The sequence below is a fragment of the Nonomuraea basaltis genome, assembly GCF_005893125.1.
In the GTDB taxonomy this organism is placed as follows: Bacteria; Actinomycetota; Actinomycetes; order Streptosporangiales; family Streptosporangiaceae; genus Nonomuraea; species Nonomuraea basaltis.
Genome location: NZ_VCJS01000136.1, coordinates 16,714 through 33,889 on the forward strand (window position 1 = coordinate 16,714; position 17,176 = coordinate 33,889).

Annotated in this window: 24 protein-coding genes and 1 CRISPR repeat array; of the genes, 19 read left to right on the forward strand and 5 right to left on the reverse strand. The window is 68.4% G+C overall.

The annotated features are described in order from the left end of the window. Positions 1 to 145 precede the first annotated feature (145 nt). Positions 146 to 517: a hypothetical protein gene (locus EJK15_RS43975; protein WP_138716412.1), complete on the reverse strand. Its 372-nt coding sequence runs from the start codon at positions 515 to 517 to the stop codon at positions 146 to 148. A 161-nt stretch (positions 518 to 678) separates the two neighbouring features. On the opposite strand from EJK15_RS43975, the gene EJK15_RS43980 reads away from it, so the two are divergent. The 3 genes from EJK15_RS43980 to EJK15_RS43990 all read left to right on the forward strand — a co-directional run bounded on the left by EJK15_RS43980 (position 679) and on the right by EJK15_RS43990 (position 2,040). Beyond that, complete coding sequence (locus tag EJK15_RS43980) at positions 679 to 900, forward strand: hypothetical protein (RefSeq protein WP_138716413.1); 222 nt, start codon at positions 679 to 681, stop codon at positions 898 to 900. A 214-nt stretch (positions 901 to 1,114) separates the two neighbouring features. Then, the gene (locus EJK15_RS43985) at positions 1,115 to 1,567 is read left to right on the forward strand and encodes a DUF6292 family protein (RefSeq protein WP_138716414.1); all 453 of its coding nucleotides are present in this window, start codon (positions 1,115 to 1,117) and stop codon (positions 1,565 to 1,567) included. 149 nt (positions 1,568 to 1,716) lie between these two features. Further along, the gene (locus EJK15_RS43990; protein ID WP_138716415.1) at positions 1,717 to 2,040 is read left to right on the forward strand and encodes a hypothetical protein; all 324 of its coding nucleotides are present in this window, start codon (positions 1,717 to 1,719) and stop codon (positions 2,038 to 2,040) included. A gap of 313 nt (positions 2,041 to 2,353) precedes the next feature. Here the strand turns inward: EJK15_RS43990 and EJK15_RS44000 are convergent, their stop codons facing one another. Continuing rightward, positions 2,354 to 2,713 carry a hypothetical protein gene (locus EJK15_RS44000; protein WP_138716417.1) on the reverse strand — a complete coding sequence of 120 codons (360 nt, stop codon included), beginning with the start codon at positions 2,711 to 2,713 and terminating at the stop codon, positions 2,354 to 2,356. A 78-nt stretch (positions 2,714 to 2,791) separates the two neighbouring features. Further along, on the reverse strand, positions 2,792 to 3,445 hold the full coding sequence (locus EJK15_RS44005; RefSeq protein WP_138716418.1) for a GOLPH3/VPS74 family protein: 654 nt from the start codon (positions 3,443 to 3,445) through the stop codon (positions 2,792 to 2,794). 189 nt (positions 3,446 to 3,634) lie between these two features. Between EJK15_RS44005 and EJK15_RS44010 the strand changes: the two genes are divergently transcribed. The 3 genes from EJK15_RS44010 to EJK15_RS44020 are packed head-to-tail and all read left to right on the forward strand — an operon-like array spanning position 3,635 to position 5,488. Continuing rightward, positions 3,635 to 3,979 carry a hypothetical protein gene (locus tag EJK15_RS44010; RefSeq protein WP_206061475.1) on the forward strand — a complete coding sequence of 115 codons (345 nt, stop codon included), beginning with the start codon at positions 3,635 to 3,637 and terminating at the stop codon, positions 3,977 to 3,979. Then, positions 3,976 to 4,440, forward strand: coding sequence for a hypothetical protein (locus EJK15_RS44015; RefSeq protein WP_138716419.1), 465 nt, complete (start codon positions 3,976 to 3,978; stop codon positions 4,438 to 4,440). Before EJK15_RS44010 ends, EJK15_RS44015 begins: the two co-directional genes overlap by 4 nt. Continuing rightward, the gene (locus tag EJK15_RS44020) at positions 4,427 to 5,488 is read left to right on the forward strand and encodes a tyrosine-type recombinase/integrase (protein ID WP_240777594.1); all 1,062 of its coding nucleotides are present in this window, start codon (positions 4,427 to 4,429) and stop codon (positions 5,486 to 5,488) included. The genes EJK15_RS44015 and EJK15_RS44020 overlap by 14 nt, the downstream gene beginning before the upstream one ends. A gap of 23 nt (positions 5,489 to 5,511) precedes the next feature. Here EJK15_RS44020 and EJK15_RS44025 read toward each other — a convergent pair whose 3' ends face one another. Both EJK15_RS44025 and EJK15_RS44030 read right to left on the reverse strand, forming a co-directional pair. Then, positions 5,512 to 6,999: a pentapeptide repeat-containing protein gene (locus EJK15_RS44025; RefSeq protein WP_171074886.1), complete on the reverse strand. Its 1,488-nt coding sequence runs from the start codon at positions 6,997 to 6,999 to the stop codon at positions 5,512 to 5,514. A gap of 293 nt (positions 7,000 to 7,292) precedes the next feature. Continuing rightward, the gene (locus tag EJK15_RS44030; RefSeq protein ID WP_138716421.1) at positions 7,293 to 7,487 is read right to left on the reverse strand and encodes a hypothetical protein; all 195 of its coding nucleotides are present in this window, start codon (positions 7,485 to 7,487) and stop codon (positions 7,293 to 7,295) included. Positions 7,488 to 7,866: 379 nt separating this feature from the next. Here EJK15_RS44030 and EJK15_RS44035 point away from each other — a divergent pair, with 379 nt between their 5' ends. From EJK15_RS44035 to EJK15_RS77900, 13 genes are all read left to right on the forward strand, one after another. Beyond that, positions 7,867 to 8,181, forward strand: a complete 315-nt coding sequence (locus tag EJK15_RS44035; RefSeq protein ID WP_138716422.1) for a hypothetical protein — start codon at positions 7,867 to 7,869, stop codon at positions 8,179 to 8,181. Continuing rightward, complete coding sequence (locus EJK15_RS44040) at positions 8,178 to 8,495, forward strand: hypothetical protein (RefSeq protein ID WP_138716423.1); 318 nt, start codon at positions 8,178 to 8,180, stop codon at positions 8,493 to 8,495. Before EJK15_RS44035 ends, EJK15_RS44040 begins: the two co-directional genes overlap by 4 nt. After that, positions 8,492 to 9,037: a DUF6221 family protein gene (locus tag EJK15_RS44045; protein ID WP_138716424.1), complete on the forward strand. Its 546-nt coding sequence runs from the start codon at positions 8,492 to 8,494 to the stop codon at positions 9,035 to 9,037. The genes EJK15_RS44040 and EJK15_RS44045 overlap by 4 nt, the downstream gene beginning before the upstream one ends. After that, positions 9,034 to 9,177: a hypothetical protein gene (locus EJK15_RS71415; protein WP_171074887.1), complete on the forward strand. Its 144-nt coding sequence runs from the start codon at positions 9,034 to 9,036 to the stop codon at positions 9,175 to 9,177. Before EJK15_RS44045 ends, EJK15_RS71415 begins: the two co-directional genes overlap by 4 nt. A gap of 191 nt (positions 9,178 to 9,368) precedes the next feature. Next, complete coding sequence (locus tag EJK15_RS44050) at positions 9,369 to 9,797, forward strand: hypothetical protein (protein ID WP_138716425.1); 429 nt, start codon at positions 9,369 to 9,371, stop codon at positions 9,795 to 9,797. Between the two features lie 150 nt (positions 9,798 to 9,947). Next, entirely contained in the window at positions 9,948 to 10,781 is an 834-nt protein-coding gene (locus EJK15_RS44055; protein WP_138716426.1) for a transposase family protein, read from the forward strand. Between the two features lie 102 nt (positions 10,782 to 10,883). After that, positions 10,884 to 11,417 carry a hypothetical protein gene (locus EJK15_RS44060; RefSeq protein ID WP_138716427.1) on the forward strand — a complete coding sequence of 178 codons (534 nt, stop codon included), beginning with the start codon at positions 10,884 to 10,886 and terminating at the stop codon, positions 11,415 to 11,417. Then, the gene (locus EJK15_RS44065) at positions 11,407 to 11,958 is read left to right on the forward strand and encodes a hypothetical protein (RefSeq protein WP_138716428.1); all 552 of its coding nucleotides are present in this window, start codon (positions 11,407 to 11,409) and stop codon (positions 11,956 to 11,958) included. Before EJK15_RS44060 ends, EJK15_RS44065 begins: the two co-directional genes overlap by 11 nt. Beyond that, positions 11,955 to 12,287 (forward strand): hypothetical protein, encoded by a 333-nt coding sequence (locus EJK15_RS44070; RefSeq protein WP_138716429.1) that lies wholly within the window; start codon positions 11,955 to 11,957, stop codon positions 12,285 to 12,287. The genes EJK15_RS44065 and EJK15_RS44070 overlap by 4 nt, the downstream gene beginning before the upstream one ends. 70 nt (positions 12,288 to 12,357) lie before the next feature. Next, positions 12,358 to 12,573, forward strand: coding sequence for a hypothetical protein (locus EJK15_RS44075; RefSeq protein WP_138716430.1), 216 nt, complete (start codon positions 12,358 to 12,360; stop codon positions 12,571 to 12,573). Continuing rightward, positions 12,492 to 13,547: a hypothetical protein gene (locus EJK15_RS44080; protein WP_138716431.1), complete on the forward strand. Its 1,056-nt coding sequence runs from the start codon at positions 12,492 to 12,494 to the stop codon at positions 13,545 to 13,547. Before EJK15_RS44075 ends, EJK15_RS44080 begins: the two co-directional genes overlap by 82 nt. Positions 13,548 to 13,671: 124 nt before the next feature. Further along, positions 13,672 to 15,001: direct repeats of the CRISPR family, unit length 29 nt; unit sequence CGGCTCACCCCCACGGGCGTGGGGACCGG. Positions 15,002 to 15,568: 567 nt separating this feature from the next. Then, positions 15,569 to 16,384, forward strand: a complete 816-nt coding sequence (locus EJK15_RS44085) for an NAD-dependent epimerase/dehydratase family protein (RefSeq protein WP_240777595.1) — start codon at positions 15,569 to 15,571, stop codon at positions 16,382 to 16,384. A gap of 605 nt (positions 16,385 to 16,989) precedes the next feature. Then, on the forward strand, positions 16,990 to 17,176 hold a 187-nt coding region (locus EJK15_RS77900), incomplete at its 3' end, for a helix-turn-helix domain-containing protein (RefSeq protein WP_420847138.1).

Genomic DNA, 17,176 nt, shown 5'->3' on the forward strand with positions numbered 1-17,176 from the left:
AGACGACGAAGGTCATCCTCTCCTTCCTGGCGTTCGAAGCTGAGCGGCTGATCCACCAGGAGGACGTCCAAGCCAAAAGCGATCGTTCTCCCACGCCCAGAACAAGGCCCGCTCGACCACCGGGGGAGAGGCAGGGGCGTCGGCCCTACGTTTGCCGGTACTGCTCCATCTCCGCGAGTTCTTTCTCGGTCACCTCGCGCAGGAACCACCAAGGGCTGCGCGGGCTCGGCCGCTGACACAGCAGTACCCGCTTCCTCACGTCCAGCCCTTCGCGGGATCCGTCCAGGTCCAGCAGGTAGGCCCGCAGCGAGAACACGCGCACCACCCTCGGCACCACCATGCCGAGAAACGGGTCGTACTCGTCGATGACCTCACGCGGCGCCTCAAACCGGGCGTGGACGGCTGTGACGTTCCACCACGTCAGGTAGTCCGGGCGTTGTTCGCTGTACGGGTGGATCCGGCCGCCGGCCCCGCGGTCGTACGGCCAGTTCGCTAGTTCCACCCTCAACAGCTCCACCCGCCCACGGTATCGAACACGCGTGCGAGTATCAGAGAGTGGCACGGCTGCGTAGTCGAATGCCTATATAGACAACATTAAAGACTGATGCTAATCTTTTGATCTTCAAGCGGGTCGACTGCGACAACTGGCCCCACCAGTCCGTCCCTTAGGAGTTGCACGTGACGACTATCCAGATCGCCACCATCGCCATCGCCCTGACGATCAAGGCGGCAACGCTTCTCTTCGTCTTCCTCGCTCGCCGGAACCAGCGCCGCAACGCCGCCGAGAGCGCCGCCAACCGCGTCTCCATCGGCACCGACGCCTATGGGACCCCCGTCTACCTGTCCGCTTCCGCCGACGTCGTGGACGCCGTGATCCGCAGACGCCGCGACAACGCCTGAGACGTGTGCGCAATCACTGTCTCAACGTCCTCACGGACCCCAGAACATTAGTAACTGGAATGCAGTTTCCAGGAACTAATCGCGCTGCGATCTTCACGGCACCACCGGAAGTGTCCCGTCTCACTTGACTTGAGGCAGTCTCATCGATCATGAGGCATCCTGCTGTTTGTCTCACCTATCTGAGGAGCAGCATCAGCGTTGAAAGGACCGGGTCATGACCAAGCGGGAACGCGCCGACGCCATCAGTTACGGCTGGGCTGTAGCGAACGCGCTGACGGCGGCGGGCATCGAAAACAGTGGCACCGCACGGGCCGGGGAGCCGGGCAAGTTGAAGCGTGCCCTGACGATCTCGCTCCTGGACCGCTACTGGCACATTCCGGACTTCGGGAACTCCGTTGAGATGAGCCTCGAATGGGACGAGGAGCACGGGTGGGCGTTGCTCGACGTCAACGAGCCCGGTGCCGTCCGAGGTTTCGCCTACACCTACTACGACCTCGAGCTGGGTGTGCTGCCTGAACCGGTCAGGGTGGCACGGCTCGTCAACTCGGTTCTGGCCGGGAAGGAGCGTTTGGGCATCGGTCCCCGCCGCAAGTACCGCATGGCCATCAAGCACAACCTGGACTTCGAAGCCGCCCTGGCTGCCTACCCCGGCGAGGCGCCCAAGTGATTCCGGCGCACCACGGTGAGTTTCATCGATATGCCTCATGATCGACGAGACGGTCCCGCTCGGCGTTGTCTCATCCAATCTGATGCACCGCAGGTGAGAGATGCACTATGCCTCAAGTCCAACGAGACAGGACAGGAAGGAAGCACCCCGTGACCCTCAGCGAGGAACTCGCCGAGAGCTACCCCCGCCCTCGTCTGCTCGCGATCGACCCCTGGACATGCGGCTGCACCGAATGCGGCGAAGGCACGTACAAGCCCCTCCGCGAGGCCGCCCCCGAAGAGATCGCCACCATGCTGACCGGCGACCTGCGCAACCACACCGGCATCACCTTCACGATGACCGCCACCATCGCCGCCGCCATCCCCTACGGCGGAACCCTCCGCACCGCCACCACGGAGCACGAGGTGATCATCTCCTGCGAGTACAGGTCCTGGACGGTATCCCCGCACCTCCTCGGCATCCCCATCCGATAACCCACCGGCCGCCGGGCACCCGCCCGGCGGCACTACACGAACGGACTCGCCTCATGATCACGCCGAGCGGCGGCCGCTGGTGCGGACTCCCCGAGCGTGGCCACTTTCAACGCTGGACCGCCGAAGCACGCTGGCACGGGTACACGCCGCCCACGCAGGAGCAGATCAAGCAGCGCATGCTCACACGCGCACCGGAACCAACCCCTGACCGCCAGGAGGACCAGACCCGATGATCCCCGCCCCGACCTCCGGCACCAGCCGCGAACGCATCGACGAGATCAGGGCCGAACACCGCGCCGCGTTCCGCGCCGCCCTAACCCAGGAAGTCGCCGACATCCCCGGCCTGACCGCCGACTTCGACCACAGCCACACCCTCGTCTGGCTCGCCTGGGACGGCGACGGCAACAACGGCTACTGGGTCGGTACCGGCATCGCCTACCACTCCCGCCTGCCCGAGGACCAGCTCCCCGGCCACATCACCGCCTCGTATTTGGACGAGGCCCTCGACGGCTTCCCCGACCCCAACGCCACCGTCCTCTACATCGAGCTCCCCCCGGCCCGCGCCCGCGACGCCGAAACAGCCGCCGCGCTTATCGTCGCCGCCGTCCGCCCTGAAGAACGACAAGCCGGTTCCGAAGAGCATCCTCGACGCCGGCTGAGGCTCCACACTCATCCGTCGTCCCGCCGACCGGCGCCGCGCCTGTCCCGCTGGGTGGCGCCGGCTGCCCGGGCGTCGTCCGAGTGCGCGTGGTCAGCCGCCGGTGGCGCCGGCGCCACCGGCCGCTGCCGCGCTGATGGCCGCTACGGCGGCGGCGTTGATGGCGGCGATGGTCTTGGCGACCGCGTCGGCAGCCCAGGCGCCCTCGGCGATCTCCTTGATGCGTTTCTTGCTCGCGCCTGGGAACGCTTTGCGATCGAACTTGGCCGCGTGCATGATCGCGATCAGGACGGCCGTGCGGGCGTCGGGATCGGCCCCGGCCAGCACGGCCGACACGCGTTCCCTGACGTTCGCCTCCACCCCGGGGTGCGTCTCCGGCCAGCGGGTGACCGGGAAGATGCCCATCACCTTGGCCCGTTCCTCGGCCAGCACGCCCGCCGCCACCAGCTTGGTGAGCAGGCGCTTGCGCAGCTTGGCTGACTGCAGCCGCTGCACCCACCACGCGGGCTTGCGATTCCTGCGCTCCTCGGCGATGCGGGTCAGCATGGCGTCCAGCTCGTCGTCCCCGAGCGGCGCCGGGCTCTTGACCATCACCTTCTTGTCCGACAGGTCGACCCGCTCCTCGATGGCGAGCTCGGCCAGGATCGCGCCGGCGAGCGCCGGATCGAGCTGCATCGAGTTCATGAGCGGCTTGCCGTCCTCGCTGTAGGCGAGCAGGAGGAGCTCCTCGGCGATCGTCACACGCATGCTTCGACACTAACCGCCCCACCATGACCATCTCGGAGAAGTTGCACGCCATAAGGCCGACCAAGAAGCACGGAGACCCTCATGACCACCACTCCCGACATCCCTTTCACCAGAGGCCAGACCCCGCCCCGGGAGTTTCGGGAGGCTACCGCGCGCGCACGCGCGAGCACTGATGTGGAGGAGATCGATATGAGGAACGAGCCGGTTGACCTGGACGCGGTGGTGGCTGAGCGGCGGCTCAGGCGTGCCGGGTGGGGCGGTCTGCTTGAGCCGGCCGCCGTGGCGCGGGCCAAGACTGCTGCTGAGCTGGTGGAGGAGTGGAACGCGGCCTACCCGGTGGGGCAGCCCGTCTGCTACTGGACAGGCTTCCGAGATGGCCCCCTCGCTGGGGAGCCGAAGTTCAGCCGTACCCGCGCCCGGGCGCAGGTGCTGGGCGGGCACACCGCCGTGGTGTGGATGGACGGGGAGGGAAGCTGCATCGCGCTGTCCCATGTTGATCCCATCACCGAGGACAAGCTCGAGGGGTTGGCGTGACGCGGCCGCTGCTGCCCGGGATGGAGCCGCGCACCCCGGAGGAGAAGGCCGCCCGCGAGCGGCACCAGGCCGCCCGTGACGCCTACTACGGGGTGCGGCGCCGCCTTGCCGGCCGCATCTCCCACGACGAGACGGCGTCCCCGTACGACCTGGTGGCCGACGCGACGTTCCACGCGCTCGCCGACGCGCTGTACGCGACGATCTCCTCCCCTGACTTCGCGCTTTTGCTCCAGGAGCGCGGGCTGCGCATGGGTCCAGCCTGCGACGAAGGGATGCCGCCGGAAGCGCCTGACGAGTGGGCGCACGACGTGCTCAGCTTCGGCGACCCGGACTCCAACCCCGTGGAGCCGATAGAAGAGATCGACCGGCTGTACGCCGACGCCTGGCGCGCGGGATGGGAAGCGCACGCCGCGGCGCCCCCGGCCGGAGAAGAAGAGGGGAACCAGAGTGACGACCACTGACCGGCTGCCCGCCCACGTCGTCCCCGCCGCCGGCGAGCTCGTCGCCGGCGACGTCGTCCGCGTGGACCCGATCCGAAACCCGTACCGCGCCTACCTGGACAACCTGCGCTCCCCTGGCTCGAAGACCGCGATGCGCGGCTGCCTGGACCGGATGACGCGCATCATGCAGGGTGAACCGCTCGACGACCAGACGGTGTCCGGTGAGAACTTCCCGTGGCAGATCCTCCGCTACGAGCACACCACCCGGCTGCGCGCCGAACTGCTGAAGCAGGGGTGGTCCGCCGCCTACATCAACAAGCACCTCGTCGCCCTGCGGCGGGTGCTGAAGGAAGCATGGCGGCTCGACCTGCTGTCCGCTGAGGACTATCAGCGCGCCATCGACCTTGAACAGGAAGACGCCTCCACCCTCCCGGCCGGCCGCCGCATCCCCGCTGACGCGCTCGCGGTGCTGCTCGCGGTGTGCGACGACCCCGACAAGCCCGCCGATGTGCGCGACCGCGCCATGCTCGCCGTCCTCTACACGTCCGGGGTACGGCGCGAGGAACTCGTCTCCCGCGACCTGGCCGACTGGGACCGCGAAACCAACAGCATCCGCGTGCTCGGCAAACGCTCCAAGGAGCGCATGGCGTACGTGCCCGACGACACCGCCGCCCTCATCGAGCAGTGGATCAGCGTGCGCGGCCGCACCCCCGGCGCCCTCTTCCCCTCCATCTGGAAAGGCGGACGGCTCCGCACTGACGCCAACGGCCGGCCCACCCACATGACCGGGCAAGCCCTGCGCAAGATGCTGATGAAACGCGTCAGCCAGGCCGCGCAGCTCGACCCGGAGACGATGGGGAAGCAGCCGATCCGGGCGCACGACTTCCGCCGCACGTTCATCGGCGAACTACTCGACGCTGGCGTGGACCTGGCCACCGCGCAGGCTCTCGTCGGCCACTCCTCGCCCGCGACGACCGCCCGGTACGACCGGCGGCCAGAGAAGACCCGCCGAGCCGCGGTCAACCGGCTACGATTGCCCAACCGTGCCGTCCCCGAGGAAAGGGACTGACCTTGGCGGTGGTTCTTCCCTGCTCACGTCCCTGTTTCCATGCCATCAGCATTGGGTTTTGAACCACCATCTAGATCAATCCCTTTGGTGCCGGCCAGTGCCGCATCGGCCAGGCTGGCACCCTTCAGTACCGCACCTGCGAGATTGGCTCCGGCAAGATTTGCGCGGATCAGCTTCGCTCGAGTCAGGTCTGCGTTGGTCAGATCTGCGCCCTTCAGTATGGAGTCGGTCAGATCGGCACCAGAGAGGTTGGCGCCCATAAGATTTGCCTCGGTGAGGTCAGCGCTGATTAGATCTGCCCCGCCTAGGTCCGCGCCGATCAGCCTCGCGCGAATCAGATCAACCCTGCTCAGGTCGGCATTAGATAGGTCCGCCATGCTCAACTTCGCGTCGGTGAGTTCCGCGGCGACGAGTGTAGCGTCGTGTAGGTTTGCGTTGACCAACCTCGCGCGGAGCAGTTTGGCGCCTGTCAGATTCGCGCCTTCGAGGTTTGCATCGGTTAGATTTGCTTTGATCATACGTGCGTCAACCAATCGGGCACCTCGAAGGTAGGCGCGGACCAGCCTTGAACGGATCATGTTGGCACGGTACAGCTTGGCGCCGTCCAAGATCGCCTTAGTCAAATTGGCGTCGTTTAGAATGGCCTCTTCCAATTTCGCTGAGAACATTTTGGCGCCCGCCATGTAGGCGTTGCTTAGGTCTGCGCGTCCTAGCTCCGCCCATTGCAGTTGTGCGCGAATCATGTTGGCGCCAGGCAGATCCGCGTCGGTCAGATCCACCCGGTAGAGGTTGGCGCCCTTGAGATCGACATTAGCTAGGTAGCTGCCGGTCAATTGGAGTTCCGCAAGGTCGAGCGTGCGGTGCTCAGGACGACAGGGGCGGCGACCAATAGCCGTGAGCGCGGCTTGGACATCAGCTTCGGGCCGTCTCGGTGATACGCGATCAGTTCCAGGGGTCGGGAATGCAGGGAAACGGCGAGGAGGGGACGGGGAGGCGGGAGCGGCGCGGCGGCGGATGAATGTTTCCAGGACTTCGACGACCTCGTCGTGATGTGCTCGAGAATCACGGGCAACGTGGGCGAGTGCGTAGACACCGCCGAGACAAACATCGATGTCATCGGAGCTGAGGCGTTCCAGTGCCTTGGTGAACCGGTCGGTTACTTGTCCGCGATGGGAGAGCCGGTAGGTGCGGGCTGTGTATAGCAGACCGATGGCCACCACTACTGCGCCACCGACTGAGACGATCAAGAAGCGGGCATTGTGCCTATCCTTCTCGTCGGTCAGGTCCATCACGTCGGGCACCTTCCACAAGGCCAGCCCATACCCGACCGCTGCGGACATGAGCAGCAGGGCAGTGATGCCGGCCAAGAGGATCCGCACGGCCGGGCGCACGGCGGTACGCTGCGTCAGGCGTCTCGCTTCCCGAAGCCGTATGCCCATACGTCGAATCAATGCGGCTACTACGGCACGCACTTCCGATTGAAGGTTTTGCCTTTCCGCCAGGAGCAGCACGCTAATGAGGCGAACACGCTTGAGTGGGCTTGCGCCGGTCCTCTTAGCCAAGCGTCGTGCTTCCCGAAGTCGCGGGCCCATAGAGGGAAGTGAACCCCGCTGTGAATAGCATGCGCCACCGGGCCGAGGTGTGCTATCAGCCAGGAATGATCAAGTTTGGTAGATTTTCTTGGTTGCTCCGGCTCGAACGCTGCTGGCGCGCGATGGGCGCAACCACGACAGGAACGCTCGCCAACAGGTCCCTGGCTGGGCCCTAAGTTGTATGAGGTCTCTATCCACCAGAAGGATGGGCTCTACCTGCGGGGTAGCCTCACGACCTCTACGAGCGTGGCGAGATCGCTGACGTGTTCACGGACCTGAGCCACCGACCGGCAGTCGCCCAGCAGATAGCGCCGCTTGCCGTACCAGCGGTAGACCGTGAGGACCTGTCGGTCCTGGAGGATCTTGCCCTCGACCTCAATCCCGTCCGTGCCCACCCACAACCGCATACCCGAATCGTACAAAAGGTGCTATTGGACGCAATTCGGGCTCGGTCAATTTGAGGTGGACACTAAACGCAAGGCCGCCATATGGTCCTCTCTCCGCTCAAGCGAGGAAGATCGTCCAATGACCGGTACAGCGCACCAGTGGGCAGCCGCCGTCCATGTCCCCATCACCACCGAGCAGGCCCGCGCCGCCGCTAGCACCCAGCAGATGACCATCGATACCACCACCAGCGTCACCATGGATGGGATCTACTGCACGGCGTGCCGAGGGCGGTACGGACACCCGCATACCGGCCCGTCCTGCCCCGTGGAAATCGGAGGCAGACACTAACCCGAGCAGCCTCATACGGTCCTCTCCCCACTATGGAGAGGACCGTTTCTCATGCTCGGCCTGTTCCCCCTCAAGAAGGCGCCCGCGCCTGACCGGCTGTTGTGGATGCCCTCGGCGCCCCGCACGATCCGCTGGCACGTGATGACCCGCCGGTACTCGCCGAAGTCCCGCCGTAACTTCCGCCGCATCCTCCTCGCCGCAGAGGCCCGCAACGTACGGGTCACCGTCCAGCATGACCACGGCATGCTGTTCCGGCTCCACCTGCTCAAGCTCACCGGCACGCCGGCCGCCCTGGACGCCCTGGACGCCCTGTTCAACCACCTCGCCGACGTACGGCCCGCCGTGACGCCCTGGTGGATCCGATGAGCGGCCTGACCTTCGGACGCGTACGGGCCTTCATGCTCGGCCCCGCAGGCTCCAGCCCGACCGACGTGGACGGCTGGCAGGACTTCGGTTACATCGAAGGCGACGGCATTGCCTTCGCGCCGGACCCCCTGCCGCAGACGGAGCGGCTGAAGCCGTGGCCATCCGGCCCCATCTCGTTCACGATCCCGATCCGCTGGATCCGCTGCTCGTGGCAGGCCCACCGCTGCCTCTACGGGCGGCCGCACCCCGAACAGCGGCGAGCCAAGACGCTCTACCGGCAGCGGGCCCGCCGCCGGGCAAGGGGACGCCGATGAGCCGCCTCTATGACGAGCTCAGCACCCGCGAGCCCGGCACGGCCACGCCCAGCTTCGACGTGCAACAGGCCCGCGACATGGTTGCGTGGCTCCGCACCACCCTCACCGGGACCCAGGTCCTGGCCGAACGCGCCGAAGGCGGCACCGTCGCCTGGCACATCCAGGCCAGCGACCACCAGTTCGTGGACCTCGCTTCCCGCCTCGCCGGCGGCAGCGTCATGCCCGTCACGTACGGCGGAGATCAGGGCGCCATGATGCGGCGCGACGCCGAGCACGCCGTACGCCACCACCCCCTGCACGAGTACGAGATCGCCAAGTACCACCTGAGCCTGCTCGACCAGCACGCCATCCAGGAAGAGAAGATCTACCGCTACGACGACGGCGGCGGCCGCGGTCTCGTCCCGTTTGCCACCTGCGCCTACTGCGACACCGGCAACCCGTACGAGGCGCCACACATGGGCTACCCCTGCCCCACCATCCGAGGCCTTATCCACGCCCACCGGGACCTGCCCGGCTTCAACCCGGAATGGACCGAACAGTGACCATGGCCGTAGACGTCATCGCCGCCGCCCGCCAGAGCCTCGCCGAGACGGAGCGGATGGTCCACGCCGTCCTCGCCGACCCCGGCCACGTCACCGACAGCCCCGCCGCCGGCACCTTCATGGGGCGAGTTCCATCCTGAAGTCGCAGGTCACGGGGCTGGTGTGATCGTGTCTGGGCATGCTCAGCCTGCTGGAAGCTGCTGATCATCGCGGTAGATCATCTGTCACGGGCGGGCCGGGGTTTCTTGCCGGTTCGGGCACCGCTGACAGCATGCCCCATCTACGATGCGTATCTGAACGGTTATCTTCGGTAATCGACGGAAGGGGTGAGATGTCACTGCTGGAACGGATCACCACACGCCGTGCGGAACTATCCGACCAGGCACAACATCTGGCCAAGCAACTGGCCGAGGTCGAGGGCGAACTGGAGCGGATGAGCGTGGCCGAGCAGGTCGTCACCCAGATGCTCGCCGCCGACGACCTGGCCGATCCCGAGCACGCCACGGCCACTGCCGGCTTCATGATGATCCCCTACCGGCATCAAGCCGACGGCCCCGACGACTTGCCCGCCGACTACCAACTGCTGCTGAACACGGTGGCCGACGCGAATGGGGCACTGATCTGCAAGGACATCTGCCGCGCAGCGGGCCTGAGCACCGAGCCGGGCCCGGTGGAGGGCACCCGGGCCAAGCTGAACCGGCTGGCCGAGCGGGGCTGGCTGCGCAAGACGCCGGCCGGGAGCTTCGCCCGCATGTCCTGACCGCCAGATCCCCGCCGCGACACGGCGACACGGCGACACGGCGACACGGCGACACGGCGACGATACGAATACCGGCAGCTTTCGGCCCCTGACCGGCGGCGACACACCGATCCCCGAGCAAGGACGCCCCCGGCAGGGATATCGCGGTGTGTGAACAAGACCAACGAGCCCGCCGAGGGCGACACTCACGCTGTCTACACCTGCCGTCTGCCGCTGTCCACCACAACGCTCACCTTCGTCACCGGCGTGCTGCGCGAGCACCTGAAGGCGATCGGCTCGCGCTGGCGCAAGCTCCCCACAGGGAAGATCACCATCATCGTGCTCGCCGTCCTGCGCCATGACCAGCGCATCACCGACATGGCCGGCGGCAACCACGTCTCACCCGGCACCGTGCTGCGCTGGGTCCGCGAGGTCATCGCCCTGCTCGCAGCCCGCGCGCCGCGACTGGACCGCGCCCTGAAGAAGATCACGAAGGCGGGCGGAGAGGTCGTCCTGATCGACGGCACCCTGATCCGCACCGAACGCCGAACCGGAGCCGATGACCGCAAGAACTACTCAGGCAAGCACAAGACCCACGGCCTGTTGTTCCTCGCCCTGACCGATGTCGCGGGGAACCTGCTGTGGATCTCCGCCGCCCGCCCCGGCCGCTCATCCGAGATCACCACCGCCCGCCACAACCACATCGTCCAGAAACTACGGGACGCGGGCCTGGGCGCCCTCGCCGACCTCGGCTTCGTCGGCCTGGATGACGACCCCGACGATCCGATCGTCATCACCGGCCGCAAAGCCACCCGAGACAAGCCCCTCACCCGCACGCAAAAGCAGGTCAACCAACTGATCGCCAGTGAACGCGCTCCCGTCGAGCACGGCTTCGCCGACCTGAAGAACTGGCGGATCCTCACCAAACTCCGCCTCGACCCGGCCCTGGCCACCATGCTGCTGCGCGCGCTGCTGGTGCTGACCACCATCGAGACCGCCCGATGACAGATGATCACCCGCCATGATTCACCTCCGCCACCTGCCCGAGCATCCCCAACCGACCTCATACAAGGCCCTCTACCTGCGGATTCAGGATGGAATTCGCCCATGGAGCACGGGCCCGGCCTGCTGCTGCGCATGGTGGCTGCTCACCACGACCTGCTTGACCAACTCGACGCCGCCAAGGCGCGGAACAAGGTCTCCGCCATGAACTACGCCGATTGGATCGACGGCAGCCAGCACGAGCGGCCGCTCCCGGACGGGCCCCGCGACGAGCTCATCCCCGGACTGGAAGCCGCGGCCCGCACCCTGTGCGCCCCGTACCCCGACCCCAAGCCCGGCGTACGCCGCTGGCTGGAGCAGCTCGCCGACCACTGGCAGCACGACACCCCCGAGCCGCCCACTCTGCCGTCGCACCTGCGCGTCATGGTCGCCGAGTCGTGGGTGTCCTGGGCGGCCCGCGCCGACATGGACGTCCGCACGTCCGGCCCGGAAGCCGGGAAGCTCCACACGACCGGCCCCATGAAGGTCATGTTCCACGCCCGCCTGTGGGACGGCACGCAGATCGACAGCAGCGAACGCGACACCCCCACCGACACGCCCTCCTCCAGCGAGCCCTCAGGAGCCACCGATGCCCACTGACCAGCCCACCCCGGCCGACCTGCTCGCCGCCGACGTCGAACGCCTTGAAATCGCGTACGGCCGCGCCCACCAGGCCCTGACCCGCGACCTGCTCGCCCAGGGCGCGTGGCACTCCCCGCAAACGATCCCCGAGGACCTCCGGGACGGGAACGGCCGGTTCATCCTCCTGGACGCGCTCACTGGGCTCGTCAACGGCCGCGCCGCCATCGCCAACGCCGCCCGCACCACCACCGGGACCGTGGCGGGTCTCGACGTGGGCCTACTGCTGGAAGCCCTCGACACGCTGGAAGGGCTCCCAGACGGCGGCAGGAACGTCATGCGATGGGCCCGCCGCAAGCTCGGCCACACGGCGCCCGTCCAGCACGTCGTGATCACCGCCTACCAGCAGGCCATGCGCACCCTCACCCTGGAGCCGCCCGTCTACAGCCGCAGCCGCGCCGCCGCGCTCGCCGAGCAGCCCGACCTTCCCGACCTAGTCTCCACGCGGGACACGCCGCTCGACCCGCGACCCGCACCAGTACCGCCGCGAGACCAGCCATGACGGGCTCCCGGCAGGGCGCCAGGTCCACGCACGAGGTGCTCGACGAGGCCAGCGAGGACTTCAGCCGGTACGTGGAGCGCACCCTCTTGGCTGATGTCGAACGGTACGTGAACCGCGTGTTCCTCTCGCGCGCCGAGCTCGATGACCTCGCCGGCTGGAACCCGACCGGCCTGGCCCCGCTCCTGCGAGAGATCGGCCTCTTCGACGTCCAGCTCGTCATCGCCACTCACCTGCGCACGCTGCGCGCACGTTCCCGCCGGCACGTCCCCCCGGCGCTGCTCCCCACCCTCACCAGCCAGGAGACCCCATGGCCACGCACGACATGCTGACCGTCATCTGCGCCTACGACAACGCCGAAGCCGAGCATGTTCGGCGTGATCTCGGCTGCGCGCCGACCAGGTGATCGAAGCCACCGACGCCGACCGGCTGGCCGGCGTCTGCGCGCTGAACCTGCACATCGTGGAGACACCGCGGTTCCTTCAGCGGCCGGACGCCGGCGACATCCACAAGGTCCTCCACGGGGTGAGCCAGGTGTGCCGGAACGTCACCCGCGCCCCCACGACGGCGAAGGCGAGCCCACCCCGCACCTGCGCGGCGGCACGCGTACGCGCCTGAACGACCCCGGCCTGCCCCGGCGCGACCCCGGCGGCAGAGCGTTCACCGAGGGGAAGGCCACGCGGGAGCAGCTCCGCGACCTCCTCGACAGCGGCTACCCGGCCGACGAGATCGCCGACATCATCGCCAACAGCATGCACCTGAGCTTCTCCGACCACCCCGTGGTGCAGGAGATCCTCCAACGACGCACGGCCGCGTACAAGGCTTACATCGCGGACGGGCTGGGCGAGACCACCGAGCAGGTCTACAGCGCAGAGAAGGCGCGAGCGCTCATCGTGCACATCGAACGCCTGGCGGAGCGGTACGCCGACCGGCCACTCCTGGCCGCCCGCCTGCCTAAGATTCTCGCCCCCGCCGCCCCTGGCGAGTACGTGGCCACTGTGTACGGCGTCCGCATCATGGTCGAGCTGGACAAGGCGCCCGTCATCGCCGAGCAGCGCGGCAACCCCGGCGACCACTTCACGTACAAGGAGCTCATCGAGCACGCCGTCCCGACAGGGACACGGCCCGACCGGATCGCCCGGTACCTCATCCCCAACACGGCCGACGACGAGCCGATGCGCCAGCACGCGGAGAAGCTCGCCAGGCGCCACGTGGCCGAGCAGCTCGGCGAGCAGCACGTCCTCATCCACCTCACCCGCGGCGACCTGCCCGATGGACAGTGGCCGCTGCCCGGGGGCATTGGAGCCGGCCTGGTCCTCGTTCTCGGCGTGACCGTCCGCGCCATCCCCGGCGCGATCTGGCAGATCGTGCTCCGCCCCGGGCCTGGTCTCCCCCCGGCTGGATCGGCAAAGAGGAAGGCGTGTGGCAGCCGCGGCCGCCGTTCACGCACGGGCTGGTGCTCGTCCGACCGCCCCGCATCACCCCGTACCTGGAGACCGGCGTCTTGCCGAGCCTGGAATACGGCCATGGCAGCCCCACCGGCCGGATCGAGGTCAACGGCGAGGGCGGGATCGCCGAAGTATGGGAGGTGACCCCGTGATGCCGCTCAACGCCGAGCAGGCCGCCGCCCAGCTCGGCATCCTGCCCGAGTACTGGGATCTGTTCGTCCTCCTGTGTGGACCGGGACCTGAAGGACCTGGCCGCCAAGGTCAACGCCGGCTCACCCCCGCGGGCGTGGGGACCGGGACGCCACGCATTCGGCCCCAAGCTCAGCGAGCGGCTCACCCCCACGGGCGTGGGGACCGGACGGGGGTGGCGTGCCGGGTCGGCACGTAGATCGGCTCACCCCCACGGGCGTGGGGACCGGTCCCAGGCCAGCGCGCGGGCCATCTCCGGCGACGGCTCACCCCCACGGGCGTGGGGACCGGGGCCGTGCGGGTCCGGGCGTGGCTGCGGTGATCGGCTCACCCCCACGGGCGTGGGGACCGGGTCCGGGCGTGGGGACCGGAGCCCACGTGCAACAAGAGCCGTTAGATGGGGCGGCTCACGCCCACGGGCGTGGGGACCGGGGGAACGCGGCGGGGCCGAGCGCGGCCGTCAGCGGCTCACCCCCACGGGCGTGGGGACCGGGCACCCTCGGGGAGCCGCCATCCGCGCTCTCTCGGCTCACCCCCACGGGTGTGGGGACCGGGGCGCGGCGAGGCCGACGACGGTCTGTGATCGCGGCTCACCCCCACGGGCGTGGGGACCGGCTCACACACAGCGGTCACGCTGCGGATGAAGCCGGCTCACCCCCACGGGCGTGGGGACCGGCGGGCGGGCTTAGGCATGCAGGGGAACAGTCCCGGCTCACCCCCACGGGCGTGGGGACCGGGTGGCGCCCTCGGCCTTGGCCGCGGTGATGGCCGGCTCACCCCCACGGGCGTGGGGACCGGGGGCATCGTGGATCACAACCACGCCCGACTTCCGGCTCACCCCCACGGGCGTGGGGACCGGGTGCCCCTACGTGGACGTGCATGTCACCCCCTCGGCTCACCCCCACGGGCGTGGGGACCGGCGTCACTTACTCGTCACAGCCGAGCCGATCGCCGGCTCACCCCCACGGGCGTGGGGACCGGCGCCACCACCGCGTCGATGGCGCTCTTCAGCTCGGCTCACCCCCACGGGCGTGGGGACCGGATGACGGACGGCAACGCCGCCATCGGTCTCACCGGCTCACCCCCACGGGCGTGGGGACCGGGTCCACAGCTTCTGGCCCTTGTCGTCGTGCTGCGGCTCACCCCCACGGGCGTGGGGACCGGGAGGAGCGTGACCGGTGACCGCCGCCGTGTTTCGGCTCACCCCCACGGGCGTGGGGACCGGTGGTCGGCTCTGGCATCGACCACGAGGTAGGGCGGCTCACCCCCACGGGCGTGGGGACCGGGACTGGACGCGCAAGGCGGTGTCCTTCCGCGACGGCTCACCCCCACGGGCGTGGGGACCGGGAGAACGCATCAGCCGTCCCGGCCAGAGCGAACGGCTCACCCCCACGGGCGTGGGGATCGGGAAGCCGACAACGACCAACTCGCCCTGCCCGCGGGCTTACTCCACGGGCGTGGGGACCGGAAACGGGCCGAATGTGACATCACACGACGCGTCGACTCACCCCCACGGGAGAGGGGACCGGACCTCGGCGGCGGCCTGCGCGGCCTGGGCGAGCGGCTCATCCCCACGGGCGTGGGGACCGGGGCTTTCGGCATGATGCGAGTGTAGGTGTGCACGGCTCACCCCCACGGGCGTGGAGACCGGACCAGGCTCGCCTCGCGTAGGGCTCTGTGCACCGGCTCACCCCCACGGGCGTGGGGAACCGGTGCTCCCGCCTGGCCACGGTGTCCCACGCTCTCGGCTCACCCCCACGGGCGTGAGGACCGAGGGAACTGGCCGACTTCGACGCCGTCTTCCTGCGGCTCACCGCCACGGGCGTGGGGACCGGTACTCTTCAGGGCTTCCCTTAGAAGTCCTAACATGATCCCTGCCGCATCCCGCGTCCGGGCTGAAAGTCGCGGGTGATCAACGCGAGACCTTGTGCGATCAGGAGTGTCGGTAGCCGCTGCCATACTGCGGGCTTATGACGATGGAGACAGTTGTTCTTACCGGTGCCGCCGGACGGGTCGGATCTGTGCTGCGTGAGCCGCTGCGGCGTCGACTGCGTCGGCTGATCTCGGTCGACCGGGCGCCGCTGATCGCTCAAGGGCCGGCCGAGGAAGTCCACCAAGCCCAGTTGGCTGGCATCGAGGACGCGATATCCGTCATCGGCGGTGCCGACGCGGTCGTGCACCTGGCCGGAGTGCCGGATGAGGCGCCGCTCGCCGACCTCCTGCATGGCAACGTCTTGGGCACCCACCACGTGCTTGAGGCGGCGCGGCGTACGGGAGTCAAACGCGTGGTACTGGCCAGCAGCAACCGGCTGACCGGCTGCTACCCGGCTGCGCAGACGGTCTCGGCGCAGATGCCGCCCCGCCCCGACGGCCTGTACGGCGTCAGCAAAGTCGCCGTGGAAGCCCTGGGGCGGCTGTACGCCGACAAGTTCGGTATGCAAGTGGTGTGCCTGCGCATCGGAAGCCTCGAACCCGAGCCGAGCGAGCCACGGCACCTGGCCACCTGGCTGAGCCCGCAGGACTGCGCCGGATTCGTCTGGGCCGCGCTGACCCGGCCGGGCATCACCTTCACCGCCGCGTACGCGGTCTCGGCCAACACCCGCCGATTCTGGGAACTCGACGACCAACTCGGCTACCATCCCCGCGATGACGCAGAGACCTACGCCGACCGGACCCCTGGATCGGCAGGGTACTTCACCGGTGACCAACTTCAGGGCGGCGACTACGCCACCGCCGACTACACCCTTCGTCACGCCTTCGACCAGCAGCCGACCGACAGATCATTTTGCTAGTGGCTCTTAGGAGCCCACTTCGGCTCACCCCCACGGGTGTGGGGACCGGGCGCTTTGGCTGCTCTACGGCACCCCTTTCCTCGGCTCACCCCACGGGCGTGGGGACCGGTTCAAGACCGAGTTCAAAGGGACGGGGGACGGCTCCCCCCACGGGCGTGGGGACCGGACGTCCCGCAACGTGACGGTGATCGTCGCCGTCGGCTCACCCCCACGGGCGTGGGGACCGGGTCACGTTCGGCGTGCACCTGTGCCTGTGGTTCGGCTCACCCCCAAGGGCGTGGGGACCGGTGTAGTGCGCTGACATAGCAAGATGCACGCTACGGCTCACCCCCACGGGTGTGGGGACCGGCTAGCGCCACGCGAGGTGCCGATGAGCAAGAACGGCTCACCCTCACGGGCGTGGGGGCCGGAAACGGGCCGAACGTGACATCACACGGCGCGCCGGCTCACCCCCACGGGCGTGGGGACCGGATGCCCACCGGGACGGCGTTGCCGATCTGCCGCGGCTCACCCCCACGGGCGTGGGGACCAGCACTGGGCCCTCCGCAGGTCGGGCCCCGTCATCGGCTCACCCCCACGGGCGTGGGGACCGGTGGAGATCTGAGGTGACCGTATTGGCCGTAGCCGGCTCACCCCCACGGGCGTGTCGGCTGCGTGCGCTGCTGGCTGCACTCGCCCTCGAACCGGGCCGGATTGTCACGCGTGCGAGGCTGGTGGACTGGATTTGGGGGCAACGGCCGCCCGCGGACGAAGTGAATGCCTTGCAGGCGTTGGTGTCCAGGCTGCGCAGGG